This window comes from Burkholderia cepacia ATCC 25416, from assembly GCF_001411495.1.
Lineage (GTDB): Bacteria > Pseudomonadota > Gammaproteobacteria > Burkholderiales > Burkholderiaceae > Burkholderia > Burkholderia cepacia.
Genome location: NZ_CP012982.1, coordinates 1,761,644 through 1,783,345, shown reverse-complemented (window position 1 = coordinate 1,783,345; position 21,702 = coordinate 1,761,644). Strand labels below are relative to the sequence as shown.

The 21,702-nt window shown below is 61.8% G+C and carries 17 protein-coding genes and 1 pseudogene; 8 read left to right on the top strand and 10 right to left on the bottom strand.

Going from position 1 to position 21,702, the window contains the following annotated elements; genetic code table 11:
- Positions 1 to 618 precede the first annotated feature (618 nt).
- Both APZ15_RS25285 and APZ15_RS25280 read left to right on the top strand, forming a co-directional pair.
- On the top strand, positions 619 to 2,130 hold the full coding sequence (locus tag APZ15_RS25285; protein WP_027790121.1) for a DNA-3-methyladenine glycosylase 2 family protein: 1,512 nt from the start codon (positions 619 to 621) through the stop codon (positions 2,128 to 2,130).
- A gap of 68 nt (positions 2,131 to 2,198) precedes the next feature.
- Complete coding sequence (locus APZ15_RS25280; RefSeq protein ID WP_080982168.1) at positions 2,199 to 2,849, top strand: alpha-ketoglutarate-dependent dioxygenase AlkB; 651 nt, start codon at positions 2,199 to 2,201, stop codon at positions 2,847 to 2,849.
- A 305-nt stretch (positions 2,850 to 3,154) separates the two neighbouring features.
- Here APZ15_RS25280 and APZ15_RS25275 read toward each other — a convergent pair whose 3' ends face one another.
- Complete coding sequence (locus APZ15_RS25275) at positions 3,155 to 4,645, bottom strand: fatty acid desaturase family protein (RefSeq protein ID WP_226153287.1); 1,491 nt, start codon at positions 4,643 to 4,645, stop codon at positions 3,155 to 3,157.
- Positions 4,646 to 4,712: 67 nt separating this feature from the next.
- Here APZ15_RS25275 and APZ15_RS25270 point away from each other — a divergent pair, with 67 nt between their 5' ends.
- Both APZ15_RS25270 and APZ15_RS25265 read left to right on the top strand, forming a co-directional pair.
- Entirely contained in the window at positions 4,713 to 5,402 is a 690-nt protein-coding gene (locus APZ15_RS25270; protein WP_170183060.1) for a hypothetical protein, read from the top strand.
- A gap of 4 nt (positions 5,403 to 5,406) precedes the next feature.
- Positions 5,407 to 6,513: a hypothetical protein gene (locus APZ15_RS25265; RefSeq protein WP_027790124.1), complete on the top strand. Its 1,107-nt coding sequence runs from the start codon at positions 5,407 to 5,409 to the stop codon at positions 6,511 to 6,513.
- Here the strand turns inward: APZ15_RS25265 and APZ15_RS25260 are convergent.
- Together APZ15_RS25260 and APZ15_RS25255 are read right to left on the bottom strand one after the other, a co-directional pair.
- On the bottom strand, positions 6,501 to 7,421 hold the full coding sequence (locus APZ15_RS25260; protein ID WP_027790125.1) for a lipase family protein: 921 nt from the start codon (positions 7,419 to 7,421) through the stop codon (positions 6,501 to 6,503). The two genes, APZ15_RS25265 and APZ15_RS25260, sit on opposite strands and share 13 nt — an antisense overlap.
- Complete coding sequence (locus APZ15_RS25255) at positions 7,418 to 8,404, bottom strand: metal-dependent hydrolase (RefSeq protein ID WP_226153286.1); 987 nt, start codon at positions 8,402 to 8,404, stop codon at positions 7,418 to 7,420. The genes APZ15_RS25260 and APZ15_RS25255 overlap by 4 nt, the downstream gene beginning before the upstream one ends.
- Between APZ15_RS25255 and APZ15_RS25250 the strand changes: the two genes are divergently transcribed.
- Genes APZ15_RS25250 through APZ15_RS25240 form a run of 3 tightly spaced genes read left to right on the top strand, consistent with a single transcriptional unit; the run spans position 8,353 to position 12,060 of the window.
- Positions 8,353 to 9,351 carry a fatty acid desaturase family protein gene (locus APZ15_RS25250; RefSeq protein ID WP_226128286.1) on the top strand — a complete coding sequence of 333 codons (999 nt, stop codon included), beginning with the start codon at positions 8,353 to 8,355 and terminating at the stop codon, positions 9,349 to 9,351. The genes APZ15_RS25255 and APZ15_RS25250 overlap by 52 nt on opposite strands.
- Before the next feature lie 13 nt (positions 9,352 to 9,364).
- Complete coding sequence (locus APZ15_RS25245; protein WP_080982173.1) at positions 9,365 to 10,945, top strand: GH3 family acyl-acid amido synthetase; 1,581 nt, start codon at positions 9,365 to 9,367, stop codon at positions 10,943 to 10,945.
- Positions 10,939 to 12,060, top strand: a complete 1,122-nt coding sequence (locus APZ15_RS25240) for an aromatic ring-hydroxylating oxygenase subunit alpha (protein WP_080982169.1) — start codon at positions 10,939 to 10,941, stop codon at positions 12,058 to 12,060. Before APZ15_RS25245 ends, APZ15_RS25240 begins: the two co-directional genes overlap by 7 nt.
- A gap of 71 nt (positions 12,061 to 12,131) precedes the next feature.
- Here APZ15_RS25240 and APZ15_RS25235 read toward each other — a convergent pair whose 3' ends face one another.
- The 7 genes and pseudogenes from APZ15_RS25235 to APZ15_RS25215 all read right to left on the bottom strand — a co-directional run bounded on the left by APZ15_RS25235 (position 12,132) and on the right by APZ15_RS25215 (position 20,547).
- Positions 12,132 to 12,392, bottom strand: a complete 261-nt coding sequence (locus APZ15_RS25235; RefSeq protein WP_027790130.1) for a PAAR domain-containing protein — start codon at positions 12,390 to 12,392, stop codon at positions 12,132 to 12,134.
- A gap of 19 nt (positions 12,393 to 12,411) precedes the next feature.
- Positions 12,412 to 13,896: a type VI lipase adapter Tla3 domain-containing protein gene (locus APZ15_RS25230; RefSeq protein WP_034195993.1), complete on the bottom strand. Its 1,485-nt coding sequence runs from the start codon at positions 13,894 to 13,896 to the stop codon at positions 12,412 to 12,414.
- 149 nt (positions 13,897 to 14,045) lie between these two features.
- Positions 14,046 to 16,220, bottom strand: coding sequence for a T6SS effector phospholipase Tle3 domain-containing protein (locus APZ15_RS25225; protein WP_027790132.1), 2,175 nt, complete (start codon positions 16,218 to 16,220; stop codon positions 14,046 to 14,048).
- 11 nt (positions 16,221 to 16,231) lie between these two features.
- On the bottom strand, positions 16,232 to 19,015 hold the full coding sequence (locus APZ15_RS25220) for a type VI secretion system Vgr family protein (protein WP_027790133.1): 2,784 nt from the start codon (positions 19,013 to 19,015) through the stop codon (positions 16,232 to 16,234).
- Between the two features lie 392 nt (positions 19,016 to 19,407).
- Positions 19,408 to 19,587 carry a hypothetical protein gene (locus tag APZ15_RS41830; protein ID WP_152825506.1) on the bottom strand — a complete coding sequence of 60 codons (180 nt, stop codon included), beginning with the start codon at positions 19,585 to 19,587 and terminating at the stop codon, positions 19,408 to 19,410.
- Between the two features lie 266 nt (positions 19,588 to 19,853).
- A pseudogene (locus APZ15_RS42260) lies at positions 19,854 to 20,120 on the bottom strand (aromatic alcohol reductase); the annotation flags it as partial.
- 28 nt (positions 20,121 to 20,148) lie between these two features.
- Positions 20,149 to 20,547, bottom strand: a complete 399-nt coding sequence (locus APZ15_RS25215; protein WP_027790134.1) for a nuclear transport factor 2 family protein — start codon at positions 20,545 to 20,547, stop codon at positions 20,149 to 20,151.
- 82 nt (positions 20,548 to 20,629) lie between these two features.
- Between APZ15_RS25215 and APZ15_RS25210 the strand changes: the two genes are divergently transcribed.
- Positions 20,630 to 21,571 (top strand): LysR substrate-binding domain-containing protein, encoded by a 942-nt coding sequence (locus tag APZ15_RS25210; RefSeq protein WP_027790135.1) that lies wholly within the window; start codon positions 20,630 to 20,632, stop codon positions 21,569 to 21,571.
- Positions 21,572 to 21,702 lie beyond the last annotated feature (131 nt).

The following is a 21,702-nucleotide window of genomic DNA, read 5'->3' as shown; positions in this document are numbered from 1 at the left end:
TCGGCGATTTAAATAATTACCCTCGATGTTTTAGCGAATTGCATTAAAAGAGTTACTGCGGGATTAAGGTGTCGCATCCGATGTTTCGGGGGGTGTCGACGGGCAAGCGGGTACCGGCACGCCGCCGCGTCACGATCGATTGCCGGCAACGGCTGGACGCAGGCAAGGCGTCGACGATCCGATCGCCGTGCTCGCTCCGCCAGGAGGCCGATGGAACCCATCGGCAACAACCACCGCCGCAAGCGGCAGGCTCGCAAAGAAATGGGGCCGCTATGGCCCATGCAGCTCACGGCTTGATCATCTGGCCTGCGCGTAGCAACACCTTGCCGGGGAGAGGTCGCGCGGCAACTCCGATTCTTGCGAGGGAACGAGAATGCGCCGTCGTGAGGGCCGGGCCGTTTTATGAGCGCACGGCACTGCCTCACGCACGATCCAGGTTCCCGATCACCTTGAAGTCAAGCGCATACCGCGTTCCGTGAGGTTGGCGGGGCGGACCGCGCAATCATTCTCTGCCGTCCCTGATGCTCGAGATGCCCGGTGTTTGGCGGCGCAAAGCCGACAGACCACATGTCCGAAAATGGCGCACGTCGTGGGCGCGCGGGATATACGATGTCACCCATGCCTACCCCCATCGACACCCCCGACAGCGACGCCTGCTACCTGGCGCTGAAGGCGCACGACGCGCGCTTCGACGGCTCCTTTTTCGCGGCCGTCACCAGCACCGGCATCTACTGTCGTCCGGTGTGTCGCGTGAAGACACCGCGTCGCGAGAACCTCCGCTTCTACCGTCACGCGGCAGAGGCAGAAGCGGCCGGTTTCAGGCCCTGCTTGCGTTGCCGCCCCGAATTGGCCCCGCGCGCGGCATCCTGGAGCACGGAGGACGCTTCGCGCATCCTGGCCCTGCAAGCCGCAAGGTTGATGGATGAACCCGACGCATGGCGGCACATGACCTCCGCGCGCCCGACCTTCGGACAGTCGAGCGGCGGCTTGATGCCGCGCATTGCGCAGCGGCTGGGAGTGACCGACCGCCATCTGCGCCGCATTTTCGACGCACACTTTGGCGTGTCGCCGCTTCAGTACCTTCAAACACGCCGGCTGTTGGCGGCCAAGCAGTTGATTGCCGACACCCGATTGCCGATGAGCCAGGTCGCGGCGTCCAGCGGCTTTTCCAGCGTCCGACGCTTCAACGATGCCTTCTCGCGCCACTACGGCCTGAATCCCAGCGCCTTGCGCCGGGCCAGATCCGCGTCCGATGGACAAGGCGTGACCGTGCGACTCGGCTGGCGGCCTCCCTATGACGTACAGGCAATGGTGGGCTTTTTGCGCCTGCGCGCGTTGCCCGGCGTCGAGCAGGTCGCGGGCCTGGAATACACGCGAACGCTGCGGCTTGTGCAAGGGACGCAGGCGCGTAGCGGCTGGTTGCGCGCTCGCCTCGACGAAGATCGCGCGCAGGCCGTGCTGACGATCGGCGATTCATTGGCCGCCGCCCTGCCGGCGCTGATCAACCGTGTGCGCGCCGCGTTCGATCTGGACGCCGACCCGATCGCCATCCACGCGGCTCTGCACGCCGCGTTCCCGTCGGGCGAAGGCTTGCGCGTGCCGGGCACACTGGACGGCTTCGAGCTGGCGGTGCGCGCCGTGCTGGGCCAGCAGGTCACCGTGGCCGCTGCACGCACACTGGGCGCGCGCCTGGTTGCGGCCTTCGGCGATCCGATCGAAACCCCTGTCGCGGGTCTGGATCGTCTCTTTCCCACGCCTGCTGCCCTGGCGGCCGCCACCGGCGATGAGCTCGGCCGCCTGGGCATCACGCGGCAACGACAGACCGCGCTGCATGCGCTGGCGCACGCGGTGCTGGACGGGCGCATCGCTTTGCACCCCGGCGTAGACGTCGCTGCGACTTGCGCCGAATTGTGCGCGCTGCCCGGCATCGGCGACTGGACGGCGCAGTACATCGCCATGCGCGCGCTGCGTTGGCCCGACGCCTTTCCCGCCGGCGACGTCGCGTTGCAAAAGGCCCTGGGTGTGGGTAGCGCCCGTGCCGCAGCACAAGCCGCCGAGCAATGGCGGCCCTGGCGCGGCTATTCGGTGCTGCGTGCGTGGCATGCGATGAATCACGGTGCGTTGGCCTGACTACGACTCATATCGACACCTTTCCCGGCCGCGTGACTCGTCACCACCGGAAGCGATCAACTTGCACGATGAATTCAATCACACGGATCCCGAGCACGGTACCTGCACAGAGCGATTTGTTCGGAAGCAGCGACGCCGAATTCTCGATAGACGAGTCCTTTCGATCGGCAAGGCGTTTCGATCTCGACGCTCATTCCTGGATCGACATCGTGCCCGGATGGATTTCAGGGGCGTCGCAGCTCTATGAGCAGTTGCGCAACAGCGTTCCGTGGCTGGAGCACGATCGGCGCATGTTCAACCAGGTGTTTCGCGAGCCGCGCATGACGGCGGTCTACAAGCATGTCGCCGATGTGCCCGACGCGCGCCTGCTGCAGGCCGTCTGCGCGCTGTCGCGTCACTACGGCGTGGAATACGACGGCCTGTGGATGAACCTCTATCGCAACGGGCAAGACAGTACAGGCTGGCATCGCGACCACGGTTCGTGCCGGAAGCTCGACTGCATCGTCCCCGTCCTGACGCTCGGCACGATACGCCGGTTCCTGATCAAGCCGATCAAGGGCGGCCGCTCCATGACCTTCAAACCGTCTTCCGGAGACTTGGTGGTGATGGGAGGGCGCGCGCAGCAAGACTGGGTGCACTGCGTGCCCAAGGAACCGGAAATCGAGGGCACGCGGATCAGCGTCAACTTCATGAGCTCGGCGCAGGGCGTGAGGGATTAGCACGCGAAGCTGCCGAGATCTGGCGGTGTGACGTCTCTCGACACGAAGACAATCCGCATGGGTATTCATCCGGGCCGCGTGCGCGTGGATGCCGCCTGATCGCTGCGCATTGGCGTGGAGTCGACTCCGTCGTTCCGGGCAAGGCCTCGCACTACGGTTGATGAATCCCCGGCGCGTCAAGACAATGGCTGCGCACAATTCACGATCGGGGTTGCGCGGCACGGGTCAGACGGATCGCAACGGGCCGTGCCGATCTTTCGCTCCGGGACCGATGGGGAACTTCATCGTGTCTTGAAAGGGATTTTCTATCTTTGACTACCACGGCGCGAGGCACCCGACCAAAGCAATGCAAGCAATTGCCTCGAAGACAGAACCGGCTCGTCGGACGCACGCAATCCGGGCAAGCGATGCCACGCCACGCCGGGTTCGCGATGATGCTGTTGGTGATAGTTGATGTTGTACGGCCAAATAAAGAAGCGGCCCAGTAACCCGACACGCCACGAATAAGTCCAGTCATTCCAGCCGGCCGTGACACCCGGCCCGCCACTGTGCTCTGCAATGCTACGAATCTTCTGCACCAGCGCGCCAATTGTCACGAGAGGCACGAACCAAAGCGCCGCCAGCGTCAACAGTTCGCGTACCGTGCATGCATGCACGAGCGGCACGAGCAGGATGCCCCATGTCGATATCGCAGCGAGCAGCGGCAGTGACATGGACGCACCACGCCCGTTCGCGCGCCGGTATGCGCGCATGTTTTTCACCATGTTGACCACGAACAAGTCACCGAGCAGTTGCCGGACGAGCGGGAGTGTGTCGAGTGGCTCGAATTTCCATGGCTGCGCGTGGTACAGATAGTTCCGCTCAGGATCGTCCGCAGTCCCGACGTGTCGATGGTGTGCAAGATGCAGCGGGCGATAGAATTCGATGGGCACGAGTCCCGGTACGCCGATTGCCAGGTTGATCAGAAAATCGTTCGCGAAACGACGGCGGGTCAAATGATAGTGTGTCGCGTCGTGATACAGAATGAATAACGCGTGTTGCCGGGTCGCGACAATGACAGCGGCGAAGAGGTAACCGCCCCAATGCCCCACCGATAACGCAACTCGCAGCGTAACGACGATACATAGCCATTCAAGCAGCAATGCCGCAGCCGTACGCAGGTCAACGTCGAGACGAATGAGCGCGGTCGTCGCACCGCCGACGCCGACGCCGAGTGCGAGCCCCGCGAGCATGTCCGCGAGCAGATGCTGCCCGGTCGTCAAGACCGTGAGCGCCAGTATTGCGCTCCACGCAGCGTAATAGCGCGCTGCGCGGACACGTAGCGCAGCCAATACCACGGTTACCGCCACAGGCAACGCAACATGCCCGCATGGACTCGCGGCGAGTGGCGTGTCGATCCGATACAGCCATGCGATCCATCCCGACACAGCCGGCGACCGGCTCACGGCAGTCGGCCAGAACAGATGACTGACGATGCACAGGCCTGCGGCAAGCGCACCGGCGAAAAACGCGGGCAGCAGCCAATTGCGGCCTCGGCCGAACCAGACAATCGACGGCATCACGAGCGCGTAACTCAAATAAAGCGGCACACTGGCGGACACTCGCGGAATGACCGCATCGTACGGCCCCGGACGCAGCACCACCACGGGCGCCATCGGCGCGTGTGTGACCCAGAAGTAGAGTGCGCCCGACGCGACGACATAGATTGCGAGCCACCGCCACGCGTCGAATGCTGACGGTATATAGGAGAGGGAAACAGAAGGTATGGCGCGCATGTGAAAAAAGGAGCGGCTCAATCGCGTATCATGATAAATCGTTTCAGCTCGCATGAATGACGACGCTATGCCGCTTCGAGCCAGTTCCATGACACGTGCGCAGCTGCGCGACGTCGACGTTGCACACATGTACGCGCTCTATTCGGCCTGTTACCGGGATACGGAACAGGCACGCTTCGAACACGATCTCGACGACAAGACACATTGCGTCATCATGCGCGATGACACCGGCAAGCTGCGCGGCTTCTCCACGTTGAAACTGTATGAACAGCAGTGGTGCGACACCACACTGCGCATCCTGTTTTCCGGCGACACGATCGTGGATCCGGCCTGCTGGGGCAGCCAGCAACTCGCGTTTTGCTGGATTCGACTCGCCGGTGAGCTCAAACGCAACTCGCCTGACCTGGCACTATACTGGTTTCTGATCTGCAAAGGGCATCGCACGTACCGCTACTTGCGAGCGTTCGCGCATGATTTCACCCCGCGATTCGACCGACCGACCGAGCCCTCGATTCAGGCACTGCTCGATCATCTGGCTGTCGAGCGCTTCGGGCACGCATACGACGCCGCGTCCGGCGTGCTCAATTTTCCTGTACCGCAAGGCCGCCTCGCCCCGGCCCTCGCCGAAGTGCCTGACGCGCATCGGCGGCTGCCGGATGTCGCCTATTTTCTGGAGCGCAATCCAGAATACGCGCACGGAAACGAGCTCGTCTGCCTGTGTGAGCTGAAGCCGGAAAACCTGCGCCCGATGGCAAGACGAATCTTCGCCGGTGAATGAGCCAATGACGCGGATCCGGCCAGCCACAGCGTCCGACAACGAACGGCTTCTCGCGTTTCAAACACGTTACGCGATGCTCGGCGGGATGCCGCTTCGCTTCGATCGCTCACCGGATTACTTCGCACTGCATCGGTGCCATTCGAACGACTATCGAACCTGGCTCGCGGAGGACAGCGCCGGGCACGTCAAGGGAATGGCCAGCATGGTCGTTCGCGACGGCTACCTCGCCGGAGAGAAACAGCGCATCGCTTACCTCGGCGACTTGCGCATCGCACCCGATCGCGAACTGGCACGCACGTGGGTCGATTATGTCGTCGATCGCCTCGCTGATCTCGCCCGGCACGAAGATGTGCAGCATACGTACTGCTGCGTCATTCGCGACAACCGGATCGCAACGCAATCGCTATTCAGGACAGGCAAGCGGACCCGGCTCGGATTTCGACATTGGCGCGGCTACAGTAACGTATCGATCTATGCGCGACGTATTGCTGCGCGGCGCGCCGACTCCGTCAGGATCACGAACGCGTCGGCCACCGATGCCGACGCGCTCCGCGCATTCCTGGACCAGGAGTCGCGTTCCCAACCCTTCGGCTGCGTCTTTACAGCGGACGAATTCACGCGCCGCCTGAACGCCTGGCCCGACTTCGGAATCGAGCGCTTTCTGGTCGCACGCAACGCGCAGGGGCGTATCGTGGGCTGCGTTGCTCCGTGGGATGCGGGACGTATCAAGCGCATCGTCCTGGAACGTCTGCCGCGCTCACTCGGTGCGTTGCGTCACGGCGTCAACGCCGTCGCGCCGTTGCTCGGACGCCCTCCCATCGCAGCACCCGGCCAGCCGCTTCAGGACATCTACCTGACTCATCTGCATGTGAGCGGACGCGACCCGGACATCGCACAGGCGCTGCTCGATGCAGTCTGGCAACGAGAGCGGAGCCGCTATGCGTTGCTGCAGCTTTGCCTGTACGATCACGATCCGCTATGGTCCGCGTTGCGCGGCTATCGATACACCGCGCTGCCGATGGATCTGTATACGCTATCGACGCCCGGCGCGACCGCACTCGATCCGGGCGGCACCGAAGCGATCCCGGGATTCGAGATCTATCTCGTCTGACCGCTCGCGACCGCTGCCGCTCGCGTGTCGTTCAGGAGCGCAACGAGTGCAAGCCAGAAACGTCCCGCATCGAAACCGGCGCCGCCGAGTACAGGCTGGCCATGGTCGAGATGCGGCACGCATACTTGAGGCATGCCGCGAATCGTCTGGTGGTCCAGGTAGAACTGTCCGTCATGCGCACAACCGGGACGGTAGCGGTCGAGGCGCGAGTGATGTGCGTCGAACCGGGACGTGCGTTCTATCGACCAGCTCACGACATGCACACAGTGCAGGCCACCGGGCACCGCAGACAACAGATTCGCGATGCCGGCGTCGCGCTCGCTGCCGATATCGCGCGAGCCTGCATGGAGCCAGCGTGTGCGCAACAATCTCCCGGCGGCTCGACCCAACCATGCGGGATCGATGCGCGCCCCCCGTTGCCCGAGCAGGCCGTCGACGATCGCGCTCGGGCCGACGGGCGGCTGCACGAGTGCGATACCGTCGCAGCGAGCGCGAAGCCCTGAATCCGCATGCAGCGCCGCCAGTGCATCGAGCCCGCCCTTGCTATGGGTGAGGACAATAAAGCGGCGATCAGCAGGCAGGCGCGCATACAGGTAGCGCACGATATGCGCGCCCTGCTCGGCAACCGCGCGAGACGAGCGGACCGGCACACGCAGGATTGGGTAGCGCGCGGCATGCAACGCCCGCACGGCATGCCGGAAGCAGGCAGGTATCCACTCGGAATAGAGTCCCGCAATCAACACGACGACGGTGTCCGGGAATGCGCGGGCGCCATGCGCATGCCAACATTCGATGAAGTGCCCGGTCCAGTCGATTGCTGCGGGCGCCGGTTCGAACGGCGTCGATGGGTAGTGTTGCCGCCACTCGTCGAAGCCGGACGGCGACCATGCCGGACGCCGTGCGCTCATGCCGGTTCCGTTGTCACGCCGTCGGCAGCGAGTGCCGCACGGGCAGCAGCCAGGGTGGCCGGATTCCCGATTCGCGCAGGGTGAAAACGCGGCGAGAACCATACCAGCCACGCGGGCAGCACGCGGGTAACGATGCCCGGCGCGCCGAACAGCCACCAGCCAAGCTGTGCCCAGCTTCGCCAATTGCCGGCGCCGCGGTCGGCACGCGCGAGACGCACGATGAAATAGCCCAGATCGACGATGAAGCATGCCGTGACGCCGAGCATCGCCGCCGTCCGTATGAAATAGCGCTTGATCGCGCCGCCGCCGCAAGCGCGAAATACGTCGAACGCGACGGCCTTGTGTTCGGTTTCCTCGATCGCATGCCATCGCCAGATCGCGGCCATCGACGGGTCGACGCCGTCAAGAATGGCCGGATCGCGCAACAGCAGATCGGCCAGAATAGCCGTGTAGTGCTCGAGACATGCCGTGAAGGTCAATTGAAGCAGCGGCGACGCGACACGCCGGCATTGTTGCTGCCGTCTCCGCATGAGCGCCTCGAGTGCGTCGACCGGCATGCCCTGGCGAGCCAGGCGCCGGTTATACGCGCGATGCTCGCGGATGTGAGCGGCTTCCTGGTACAGGAAAGCATCCACTTGAGCGGCGAGTGTGCCATCGACCGGCAGCGCGTCGCGGTACTGCCTCACGCTATCGACAAAGAACTTCTCGCCGAGCGGAAACATGATCGAGAACGCGTCGAAAAAGCGCGTCACGAGGCGTTTGTCACGATACCAATAGCGCGGAATGTGGTCGGCAAAACAAAAACGCGGATTGCGCCGACGGATGTCTGCCGCGTCGTTGCAGCGCTCATGCATGGAATCGTCGGTTCGTTTGGCGGACATGGTCGCGATCGATCGTGGCGTAACGCGCAAGATCAGCGCAGGCGGGCGTATTGTTCGATGATGGCGATCGAAGGTATGCTCTGCGTCGCCGCCACCATCCATGTCCGAATTGTATGTTCGTTGCCAATGCAAGCGCCATAGATAAATGTTCGCGACGGTTCGATCGGCTGAATCTCTGCGTGCTCGCGCTGCAGAGCGTTGCATGGGCCGGCATCCTGACGTGGCTGTCGCACGGTACGAGCCCCTTGCGCTGGGCGTCGCTCGTACCGTTCTGCCTGATCATGCAAGGTGTGTTTTCGATGATGCACGAAACTTTCCACGGTTTCGGGCATCGGCGCGGGGCAGTCAACTACCTGATGATGTGGTGGGCATCGGCGATGTTCGGCGCGGCCGCAACGCTGATCCACGTGAATCATCTCGGTCACCACGTGCGGAATCGAACGCTCGCGGAGCGGGTGGACTTCGTCGAGCCGGACGCTTCGCTGTGGCGCAAGCGAATCGAATACTACGCGGCGATCGTCGGCGGCATCTGGTTCGCGAGTTTCGCGGGCAGCTTCGTCCTCGCCGTGCTTCCGAGTCGCGTCCCGTATGGCTGGGCGAAGTACGGACGCGACAACACGTATGCGGCTGCGTTCAAAGACTTCGACCAAGCTGAATTTCGGCGAATTCGATACGAAACCCTCGCAGGCGTGGCCGCGTGGATCGCACTGGGCGCATTGCTGGACTGGCGCGTGCTCGATATCGCGCTTGCCTATCTCGCATTCGCGTTTTCGTGGTCGTCGCTCCAATGGGTGTATCACATGCACACGCCGCTCGACGTTGTCGAGGGCACATACAACATGCGTGCCCCCACACTGATCCGCTGGGCATTCCTCAACTTCAACTACAACCTGACGCATCACCGGCATCCGAGCCTGCGCTGGCAGGAGCTTCATGCACGCTCCGACGCGGCGGAGACGCGACCGCTGTGGTACGGTTGGCTGCATGTGTTCGATGCGCCCCGGCGCTTGCCCAGCGATCTGACACAGCTCGAAAAAACCTATTTCTGACGAGAGGATGCACGTGCGTGCACAAGATGCGTGGGCCGCGTTTAGCGCTGCTGCAGAACCTTTCCGTCGCGCATGGCTCACCGCGCTCGATGCGCCGGGCGACGCGCAGGCAACCTTTCTGTCACGCCTGCTCGCCACGAATCGGAACACGGCGTTCGGCATGGCCAACGGGTTTGCCGATATCGCGGATCCGGCCCAATTTCGCGAACGCGTGCCGGCAACCTCCTACGCCGGCATGTCCCGATGGATCGATCGTGCCCTCGAGGAGTCCGCTCCGATCCTGACCGACCAGGCGCCACGCTTCTTCGAGCGCACGAGCGGCGGCAGCGAGCAGCAAAAGCTCATTCCCTATACGCCAGCCTTTCTCGAAGAATTGCAGTTCGCGCTGATCGTCTGGCTCTCCGATCTGCATCGCACCGTGCCCGGCGTCGCGGCCGGACGCGCGTACTGGTCGATGTCGCCTCCAATGCAAGCGCGCGAACGCGCTCCCAACGGCATCATGATCGGATCGGACAGCGATCTCGATTACCTGGCCGGCAGCCCGCTCGTCGATCTACTGCCGACACTCGTCGCCCCGTCACTGTCGGGTAATGATCGGGCGTGGCGCAACGAAACGTTACGCGCGATTATCTCCGCCGACGATCTGGCCTTCATCAGCATATGGAGCCCGACCTTCTTGACCAGTCTGCTTCGTCCGCTGTTCGACCACGCCGAACCGCAGCGCCGCGATACGCTCACCTTCCTGTTCGATTCGCTACCGTCGAGCCGTATGGCAGCGCTGCGACGCGCACTCGACGACGGCCACTGCGGCCGGCTGTGGCCGCAGCTCGCGGCAGTGAGTTGCTGGATGGACGGTCCAAGCAAAGGCTACGCCGCACATGCCCGCACCTTGTTTCCGCAGGCGGCATGGCTTCCGAAAGGCTTGTTTTCCACCGAGGCGGTGGTCAGCCTGCCGTTCGGCGATACGACCGGCTGTCCCCTCGCCGTCTGCAGCCACTTCCTGGAGTTTCTGCTCGACGACGGAACCGCGATTGGCGTGGAGGAACTGAAGCCGGGCGATACGGTCGAGGTCGTCGTGACGACCGGAGGCGGCCTGTACCGCTATCGGCTCGGCGATCGGGTCCGTGTGACCGGATATGCGGGACGAACGCCATGCGTGACCTTCGTCGGGCGGGCTGGCACGCAAAGCGATCTGGTCGGTGAAAAGCTGGACGAAGCCTATCTGGCTGCGTCGCTTTCCGACGTGCTGCAACCGGGTGACGAAGGTTGCGTGATTCCGTGCGCAGACGCGGATCCGCCCCACTACCTGCTGTTGCTTGCCAGCGGTACGCAGGACGTCGCCGCCTTGCGCGATGCGCTGGAACAGGCTCTCGTCCGCGCTTTTCACTACCGGCACGCACGCACGGTCGGCCAGCTTGGCCCGTTGCGCGCGGTTCGCGTGCCCGGGGGCGCCGCCCAGCTGGCGGATCTCGTCCAGCGAGCCCACGAGCGCGCAGGCATCCGGGCTGGCGATGTCAAACCCCGCGCACTGGTGGCCAAGCCCGCCGTGGCGAACGCACTCCGCGCCTTCATCGAGGACACGTGCTCATGTTGAACATATCGATCGCATCGACGCATCCCCCGTGCGACGAATCCGTGCCGGACGCCGATGGCGAAGCCTTCGGCGCGCTGGTCGAGCAATGGTACGTCGCGGGCACCGAAGCCGACGTCAAGCGCGACAAGCCGTTCGGCACGCGGGTACTCGGCCTCGGCATCGTGTTGTTCCGGGCGGCCGGCGGCGAGATCGTCGCGCTCGTCGATCAATGTGTGCATCGCGGAACCCGGTTGTCGGCCGGGAAGGTCATCGACGGCTGCCTCGTCTGTCCGTATCACGGCTGGCATTATGACCAGCACGGCAGCGTGACCCGAATCCCCAGCATCGACGGCGCGAGCGCCGCGCCGCCAGGTACGACCTACCCGTATCGCCAGCGCAGGTTACCGGTGCTGACTCGGCACGGCCTCGTCTGGGTCTATCGCGGGCGAGACGATCCAGCGCTGAAGCGGCCGTTCGACATGCCGCACTACGGCGAACGGCCGTGGCAGTCGTACTACATGGTCAATACGTTCGATGGCGACCTCGGTGCGCTGGTCGAGAACTTCATGGACGTCCCGCATACGGTGTTCGTGCACGACCGGATCTTCCGCTCATCCACTGGACGGCGACTACGGGCATCCGTCGAACTCAAGCAGCAGAGCGTCGAGGTCACGTATCACGATGACGGCGACAAGATCGGCATGCTGGACTGGCTGACCAATCCGTCCAGGGAACCGCTTCGACATACCGATCATTTTTATGCACCGAACGTCACGCGGTGCGACTATCACTGGGGCAGCCGCTCGAGTTTTCTGATCATCAGCCAGATCACGCCGCTCGACACGCGTCGATCGCGTGTCTATACGTACATCGCCTATCGCTTTGCCTTGCCGGCCGCGGTGCTGCGCGCGCTGAAACCGCTGCTGCACCTCTACACGCATTCCGTGATCCAGCAAGACGTGCGAATCATGCGTGCGCACCGGGAGGGACTCGACAACGCTGCAGGCTTCACCCCGTCGAGCGTGCGCGCCGATGTGGTCCACATTGCGATCGGCCGGTTGTTGGCCGCGGCGCAGCGTGGCGAGCCGTTGCCCGATGAGCAATGCGGCACGAAGCCGATGGAATTCGTGATCTGAGCGTCACGGGCACGATCGGACGAGGCCGGCCCGGCTTGACCGGCGCACCGCCCGCGCGCCCCGTATTTCCGTCAGCCGCCGGTCTGATCCTGGCTCGCGATCAGGCGTGCTCCGCATGCCAGCAAGTCGCCATCGCAGGCGGCAACTTGCCCGTCGAACCGGGCGTGGCCCGACACCGTCGCAATGAAGGTCAGGCCGTGAATCTCGCAAATCGCGGGATCGTGCAAGCGTGCAATCGCACGCCCGTTGATTCGCGAGTTCGGCGCCCCGGACACAACGCGTCCGCCGTGGCTGTGCACATCGCCTTCGATGATGTATCGCTTTTGACCCATGACGTGTCGATCCGGTCCGTCAGAAATCCCAGCTGAACGTCTGCGGATGCGCCTGCCGCGACGCGGCGTCCGGCGGCGTCAGCATGACGATCGTGGCATGCAGCGGATCCCGCAGGTTGATCAGTGCGCTCGTCTTCCCGTCGCCATAACCCATCATCAGCGCCAGCGCGGTCTGGACCCAGATCGAGCTCGTTCCGGTGTCGCCGCCGATACGGCGCTGCATGTCGAAGGCGTCTTTCGGATCGTCAATATCGACATGCTGCGGGTTGTCGTGCAGCGACTGCACCAGCAACGCGAGATTGGCGGTCGAGGCGCCAGTATCGTAGAACATGCGTCCCGGCTGCTCGCCGGGCGCAAGCGCACCCACAGCCTGCTGCCAGCCGGCGCGGATCTTTTCGATTCGCTCGCCCTTCTTCAACGGCGCCCCGTGCCCGTTGCTCAGATCGACTCGCACCGGCCGATGCAGATTGGCCAGAACCGGCCATTTGTCATACTCCTTCAACTGCCACGTGGTCCAGGGAATCGGCACCCACGGGTTCGGCTTGAAGCCGTCCGGCATCTTCAACGACGCAGTCTTCCAGAACTCGGGGAGCTTCGCCTGCCAATAATCCACCGGCATCTCCTTTTCACCCTTCTTCCAGTGGGCTTTCTGAAGCTGCCAGAAATAATTCCACAGCTTGATCACGTCATATTGGGTCTGGCTGTTGTCGATTGCCTCCGGTGCGTCCACCACATATGGACGAATCAGTCGGTCGACTCGGTCCTTTCTCGTCACCAGCAACGCAACGTAACTGTCAGGATTCTTTGGTACGAAGTTTCCATCTTTTGTGGACAAACCCAGGTAATCGGCGCCCGGAGTGCCCAAATAGGATCGCGTATTGATTCCATCCTCAACCAGCAATACCACTGCCGGCAAGTCCGGCTCGCGGTCAAAGATATCAAATACTCTAGAGACTACCTCGTCCCCGTGCGCAGTATGTATTTCATCGAGTCTCGTATAAAGGGTATTACCAATCCCCGCCCCGTTATCCGCACTACTGATGTGGGTTGCCATCCGGTCCGCATCCGGATCACTCTCGTTTCGCGGCGGCCCGGCCACTATCACGGGAATCGGCCAATAATCGACCCATCCGCGCAACGTATAGCCGAAGACGTTGTTCTCGCGCTTATGTCCCGCAAAGCTTCGATCGCTACTCGACCACGGATATTGTTTGGGATCCTGCAGGAGCAACGTTCCGCTGCCCCCTGCCTCGTCCAGCCGCATCAATAGCGCACGCTGGCGAAACCGGTCAACGGCGACGCCAAAACGGCGTATTTCCAACGTGAACCGCGCATCCCTGGACCCGTCCCCGGCAACGACAGCTTCGTTTGCGCTGGATGGACGAGCGGCCGCCGGCGTGTCTCGAGGCGGCGAGTCTCTACGCAACGAGGCGCCATAGGCGATACTGACGCCTGCCGCCAACAACAGCGGCGGCAAGATCAACAGCGACAAGCGTCGATACATTGCAATATTTCCTCCCAAGAACCCCTCCCTTCCAACAACAAATTCGACGACTGCAATCCACAAGAGAGTCAGGATTGCGAGTGAAAGCAGAAATATTCGTGCAGCCGGTGGTCGTGTGACGTTTGTCGTAATCATGGCGCGTCAATTTTTCAATGTACCGATCGTGCTTCTTTTACAACTTCACTATTTCGATCTTTCCTGGTTTCACTGACCACACCTTCAGGAAAATCCTTCGGCACGATATCGTCTTCCGGGAAAACTCCGCTTTCGTAATAGCTGCAATTGGCTTTTACTATGTCGGACGTTACGGAGTCGAGCTTTTTGCCGAGTTTTCTCTCGGCTTTTACTATATCGCTCTCCGGAAGTCTCCAATCAGCAATAGCCCGCAGGAGTTTTGCCCAGTCCGGATCGTCGAGCGCACGCGCTTGGCCTACCGACACATCGAATGCGGTCGCACAGCGGTGATTTCTACGACCGCTCATGACCGCCGAGTGATATGAACTTTCTCCCCGATGTTCATTCATCAGCCGAACCTTGGCTTCGTTGAGCGTCTCCTGACGATAAACGACGATGTGCCCGGGCGACGGCGGTACCGTCGACACGACCCGGCCGACCTTGCACTGATCGTCGGGATCCTTGCCCGCGTTCAACGACGCCTCCACCTCAGCGGAGGTCGGCAACGTCCCATCCTCGCTCGTTGGCCAGTCGATGATTTGTGCAGGCAACGGCTGCAACGCACCTTCGCCACTGTTCGTGCTCAGGGCAATTTCCGCTTCGAGCTGGTCAATGGCTTGTTTGCCGGGCGCATACTCGCCGGTATTTTTTTCCGAGAGCGGCGTTGCCTCCGTTCCAGGCAGCACATTGCCTTCCATTTCGGGATCGAACGGTGGCGTCAATGCTTCGCCATTGATATTGCGCTCGGTGCCGACGTCTATCTGCGTCGATTTCACCCATGTCGTGAAGCCGCCGGGCAAGCCATGGGATGTTTCGCCCTTTTCCCGCACCGTAAAGTTCCCGGGCGGCGTACCAACCTGAACCGGCTTGCCCTGCCGCAGACGCCGGGTAAAAACACGCTGCCGGAAAGCCGCCGACAGCAGATTAATTTTCTCGAGCTTGCTTCCCCGCTGCGCCGCACGCACATCGATTGAGTCGGGCAAGCCCGAGCACCCCATGCCATTGACGCCGCGCAGGCCGACGGTCGCATCCTCCGGGCTGAAGTACATATACACTTTGCCGCGATTGTCGCGCTCGGCGAACACGACGCATTCGTTGCCTTGCAACCCGCTCAGGCGCGTCGCCTGCGCGGGATCCCAGGTTGGGCCGACGATGCCAAAATTGTCCCGTCCTGGCTCGTATTTCAATTGTTCGAGCGGCGGCGTCGGATATTTGCCGTTCGCCACATGCCCGGCCAGATTTGCCAGGGTCTTTGCACGCGCGTAAGCCGTCTGCTGCTGGTCCCCGCGTTGCAGCAACCGATCCATGAACTCCTCGCTCAAGCTGTAGGGCGAGTCGATCAGGACCAGCGTGTCGGCAGGACGGTCGGCCGGGCCACATTGGTTTGGAATCAGCCCCTCGACGAGATAGGCCTGGGCGAGCAGCGATATCAGCGTGCCCTGACTGTGCGCAATGATGTTGACTGTCCCGTCCGGATCGACAAGGCGGATTTGCCGCACCAATGCCGCGAGCCGCCGAGCTGCCAGCACCATGTAATGCCGATTTTCCGCTTCGCGAAGCGGGTGCGTCGGGTCGCCCTGCATCCGGTCGAGAATTTTCGTCGTCATTCCCCCTTTGAAATTCGAGTCGAACATGTCGGGGATGTTATTGGTCGCATTGGCGAAGAATCCGCCGTTGCGCGCGCGGTGTTCATCAAGGCGGTTGCCGAACCGGTCGACGTACTGGCCGTTGACGGTCTCCTTATTGGGGTCTCGGGGCAAATCCTCCTTCCCGACGCGTAACCCCCAATAAAACGGAATCAACGGACTCTTTGTCTCTTCGCTTTCCTGCCGACGATAAATGACATCGTCCATGTTCTTCATCATGTCGGCAACGCTCACCTTGCTCGGGTCGTTCGCCATGCGGCCGTGCGAGTACTCGGCGCCCTTGAAATCGGAACGACCGAGGCGGTCGTTCAATCCTTCGCACAGTCCGCCTTCGACCGTACCGAAATCCGTTCCGAGGTCATTCACACCATGGATCAGGATCGTCGTGCACGGAAAGCGATTTTGCACGTCGGTATTGACGCACGCATCCTGCGGCCGGTTGCAATTGAGAATCGCCTTGCGTTCGCCAACAATCCGGGGCGACGAGGTTGTGGTATCGGACATGACCGCCTGCCTTAAACGTCGAAAACCTGAATATGAGCGATGTGCATCGCGTCGCTGGATGCCAGCTCCGTCAACCCGTGTGCATCCGACACCCCATTAATGACCTGGCCGTTGCGCAACGTGATCTTGTATGGACGGTTCGGTACGGGATGCGTACCGTCATCGCCGTCGGTACCGGGGTACCGCAAGCGGAACTTCTGATCGGCACCGCCGCGATTGAACGCCGGCGGCGCAACGTGGTCCGTGTTCGGGCCGACGAAATCATGTCCCGCCGTGTGAGCAGTGAACGCACCGTCTGAACCGACCTCGACGCCGCCACCGATTTTCACGTAGCTTCCGTCTTCCGCGACGAGCCGAATCGACTTGCCCGAGATCAACACCTCGTCGCCAACGGACATGATCTGTATTCCCTTCTGGGCAGTCGCCGCAAGCGTGTCCTGTTGCGCCTGCAAGACAACGGGACCTTCGCCGGCAATCGCGCGGACGCCTTCACCGCGCCCGAACAGGTGGATGCCTTGGCCAGCCGTCGTGATCACGCGCTGACCGCCAGCGAATTGCAGGTTCTGCCGCGCGATCTGATCGATGTTCTCGCCGGCGTAGGTCACGTAAGTCTTCGGGGTGATATTGAGCGCCCCCGCCTTTGCGCCAAATGCCATCAGCGCCTGAGAGTCGCCTGCGCCGGCGTTCGATGCACGATCGTCGCCTGAAGCGTGGCCACCCGGTGTCCATCCCTTGAAGGCGGTCACGACAGCTTGCTGTCCCGTCGCATCGGTCGCCGTGCCGCCGTGCTGTCCGGCGTAGTCTCCCAACGCCTTGAACAGCTCCGCGCATTCGCCGAGCAACTCGACGAGTTCATCGCGATCAAGCTGTCCGCCGCTCGCCTGTGTACGCGCGTATGTCGTCAGAAGCATCCCTTGCGCCGCACGCAGCGCGGCTGCCGCGTCCGTGCGCAATTCGGCGCCTTGGCCGCGGTCTGCGCCCTGTCCGTTATCGCGTGGTTGAGTCAGGTAGCCGAGATTCAACTGGCTATGCGCATGCTCCGATGCAAGCTGCGCGCTGATTTGCTGCGGCGTGTCGTCGAGACGAAGCTGGTTGTAGCGCTGCCCCTTGATTTCCTTCGTCTTGATACCGGAAAGAAAGCGATTGCCCGGCAGACTGCCCGTATGAGTGAAACTCGCCGGCATGTTCGCGCCGTTTGCCAGCACGCCGATGATGACCAGCCGGTCCGGATCCCCGCCGAGGCTCCCGAGCAGAACTTCGGTGCCCACCCGCGGCAAGAAAGTCTCCCCGAAATTCGGCCCAGCCAGACTGGATGCCACGCGAATCGGTGCGCTGTCGCTCTCGTTGCTGTTCGTTCCGGCACCCTGCGCATGCGCATGATCGCGAGAATCCTGACCGAGAATCTGCACGAACACGCAGCCATTCTCGTCGCAACTGACTTCCTCTCCATCGACCCCGACTACGCGTCCGGTAATCAGCGGCGTCGGCGGAAGATCAGTCTTGGGATCGTAAAGCGGCGTGAGCGGCGTGCCGCGCGGCACGCACGAGAATGTATTCTCGTAGCGCGTATCCTGCCCGGACGGATCGCCGTCGGTCATCGTTCGCGGCCGTTGAAGCGTATGGCTGGCCGCGAACAGCGCCTGCGCACGCTCGTTCAACCCCTTGGGCAGATTGTTCCAGACTTCGTGGTGCAGCGACGTGATCACGAATTGTTGCTTGTCGGACGGGAGCGTGCCCCACTCATCATCTCCGGCGATCGTGATCCATGAGCCGACTGCGAGGTCGCGAATTCCGCTCACGCCGTCGTATCGAACCGCCTGCGCTTCATGAGCCAGAATGCGATCCTCCGTCATCCGCTCGTGGTCCGCCCAGGAGTCCGCCATATGCGGGACGTCGATCACGATGTCCGTCAGCAATTTCGCGAGATCGTTGCCCGATTCGCCTTGATCGATCTTTGTCGATGCGCTCGACTGGTCCACACGGGCATATCGGTAGTCCCACGAAGGTCGCCCCGATTCCCCCGAAATCAGTTGCTGGCGCATCGTCAAAGCGGTGATGGTGTCGCGCTGCTCCGTTCCAGCGTCTCGCGGATGGACGCGCACCGTACCCGCGGCGGACTCGTTCAGTTTCTGAGGGTCGTCGCAGAACACCAGCGTATGCACGGGAGGATCGCCGTCTTTCGTCTCACCGCTCACCCGTCCGGCGCGCACAAACATCGTGATGCCGTCGCGACGCGCAATCCTGGAGATGAAACGGGCATCAGATTCATTGACCTGACGTACGAAAGATCGACTCGGGTAGCGGGACCTGTCGAGTTGAGACAGATCGAATTCGAAAGCCTGCGCGAGGGCCACGCTACGCTGTCGCCATTCGTTCAGGACAACTCCAAGCACATCGACAACGCTGACGTTACGGAAGATGCGAGAGTTGGTGCGCTTTTGCAGCAGGTTCACTGCGTCGGTCACGGTGAACTGGTAAACCGTCAGCTCTCCGTCGGTCCGGCCGATCTGCACGGCGCTGACGATTGCGTTGATGGCACGCAGTTGGCCGCGATCGGTGACGATACCGACTGAGACCGGCGCACCAATGAAAAGCTTCGGAGGCAGATCGCCCTGCTGCGAAATGCAGGTCAGATAGCCGCTGATGCCGGTCATCATGCTTTCATGGATGCTCGCGTGCTGCAACGCAACCTGTGATGCCAGCGCGTGCTGCGCCTTACCCCAATTCAGCACGACCGGCCGGCGATTCGCATCGATTCCCGATATGAAATTGCGGAACGACTCTCGGATATTCACGACGGTCTCTCAGTTTGATTCGTTATGACCCGCCGGATGTTGCTGTTCTAAATTGCTGGCGGCTGCGCGTGAGTTTACCAAAATGTGACACGGAAATAACAATCCCGGATATCGATTAGCAATTTTTCATGTTATTCGACTAAGGCCACTAAATTTCGCGGCTCCAGCTGGATCGACGAGGAGCACTCCGAACGCCGGCCATGTCCCGAGCCCCTCCACGCGAAGCATTTTTCGAAGGCCCTGCGCGCACGGACCACGCCGAGACTGTATGCATGTGGATCCAATCCGTCACGTCAGAGTTCGCTGCCGTATCACGGCCATCGGCTCGTCAACTGAACGCCACCAATCACCCAGACGCTCGATATTGGAAACTCTTGAGGTACTCCGAACATCTAGTTCGGTTGGATCTTGAACAACCGTCCCCGATTTGCGTAAGGCTGCGCGATACCTTGCATCTGCATGAGCTGTTCGGCACAACGGGCCTTTGGGGAGGGCTTGATCCCGTTCTGTCCGGTCAATCTGCTCTTGTTCCACGGCACCCGCCCGGCAGCGGAAGAATTAAGCGTTTCCATGTCAACCTCCTCTCCAAAGAAGGGAGATCGATTGTGCGCTGGCGAGCGGCCGCTGTTCGCCCCTAACCCGTCATCCAATCTTCAGCGGCGTCAATGACCGCTGACAAGCAACTTCCGCCATCTGCCACTTTGCTTCCACACGCCGACTTCGCCGAGCAGAATTCGGTTGAAGTCAGTACGGAATACGGGAGCCCGCACCCATCGCCGAGGTCGCGCTTTTTGTTCGGGGAAGCTGTCGTCGATGCCGTTTGTCTGGATGGTAGTACTCACGATTGCTCGCTGCGGCCCGAAGTAAGGTTTGCATTGATCCACGATGCAACGTCGGTGACCGGAATGGCGTGGCGTCGATTGACCGTCCCACTCTTGTCCCATGCGCCCCCTCACCCTTGTGCACAAGCCGCACGATACTTGCGCATCATATCGTTCGGGTCGCGCGGCAGCTCATCCAGCAAATACTGCTCGCTCCACACCGAACGGCTGAACGGCCGGCCGAGACCCGCTTGCAGCTTGTCGGCTACCTCCCCGTAAACCAGCCTTCGGTATTGAGCGACATCGATTCCGCTACGCGTACTTGTCGCCGACCGTACTCCGAATCGGATGGGTGTCGTAGACAATGATCATCCGTTCGATGAGCCCCGCGATGTCGAACTCGAACACGTCGACGCACTCGAAGCGCACCGCCGATCCGTCTTTCAGGCCCCAGTCGTAGATGAAGTAACCTGTCGCACGTCGAGCCCCACTCGCGCTGACGCAGATATCGATCGGTGTAATCTTGCTTTCTCCCGACGCGGCAGCGACCTTCGAAAAAAAGGCCTCAGGATGCATCCAGCCGAGAAATGGCGAGAAAATCTGCGCGTCCGGCGTAAATAGCGCGCAGATGGCACCGACATCGCCTCGCTCCAGTTCCCGAAGGTACGCGCGAACCTGTTCCGTATATAGTGATCCCGACGTTGAGTCCAAAATTATCCTCCGATCATTCGTTGACAACCCCGTTCATTCGCAAGAACAGGGCATCCGGTAGACGCACGATAGCGACGCACCGATGACCGAACAATCGAAAAATGTGCAATCCGGGTATGCAGCGCATGCATATCCGCTGGCTGACCTGACGCGGCCCCTCCCACCGTTGGCAGCGATTCAGTCATTCGTCGCCGCGGCGCAGCTCGGCAGCGTCAGCAAGGCGGCGGCTCATCTATGCCGTACGCAAGGCGCGGTGAGCCGCCAGATACAGCAGTTGGAAACGCATTATCGATGCGCGCTCTTTGTGCGCCACGTATCGGGTCTGACGTTGACAGCAGAAGGAAATGGACTGCTGACGGTCGCGGTCAACGTGCTTACGCAATTGGTTCAGCACGCAAACTTCCATGCGCGGACGACCTCGGTTCTCACCTTGAAGTTGCCGTCCACGTTCGCCATTCGATGGTTGCTCCCGCGACTGCCGGACATTCATTGCGCCATGAGCGGGACGGAGCTTCGTATTTCGACATCCGCGGACGATACGCCAGATTTCACTACGTCCGACGTCGATGCCATCATTGTGCGAGGCACGGGACAGTGGACCGGTATGGAAGCGGTACCGCTGTTTTCCGAGACGCTCACGCCGATGTGCGCGCCCGCATTGGCAACATCACTGCGATCCGTTGCCGACCTTGCGCATGTCGATTTGCTCCATCCCGGGCCCAGCCACGCGGAGTGGAGATGCTGGCTCGATCATGTTGGGGCGCTCCAGATCGATGCAGAACGTGGACTTGTATTCGATACCCTCGAATTGACGCTCGCGGCATCGATGGATGGACACGGAATTGCAATCGGCGACCCACGAATGGCACGAGACCGGCTCCGTGCCGGATCGCTGGTGACGCCGTTTGAGGACGTGGTTCAGGACGGCCTTTCCTACTTCCTCGTATATCCGTCCCAACGTGCGGCACAACCGAAAATTCGAGCCCTCGCCGACATCTTGCTGCGGCTTGCGCGAGAAGACTGATCGATAGGCGAGAGTCCGATACCCGGGCAGGGCCGACAGTCGGATGTTGCAGCCGAAGTACAGGCGAATGACAGGATCGGGTCATGATCGGCAAGCTACCCCACCTGCTCCTTTCCCGTCGCGCCAGTTTG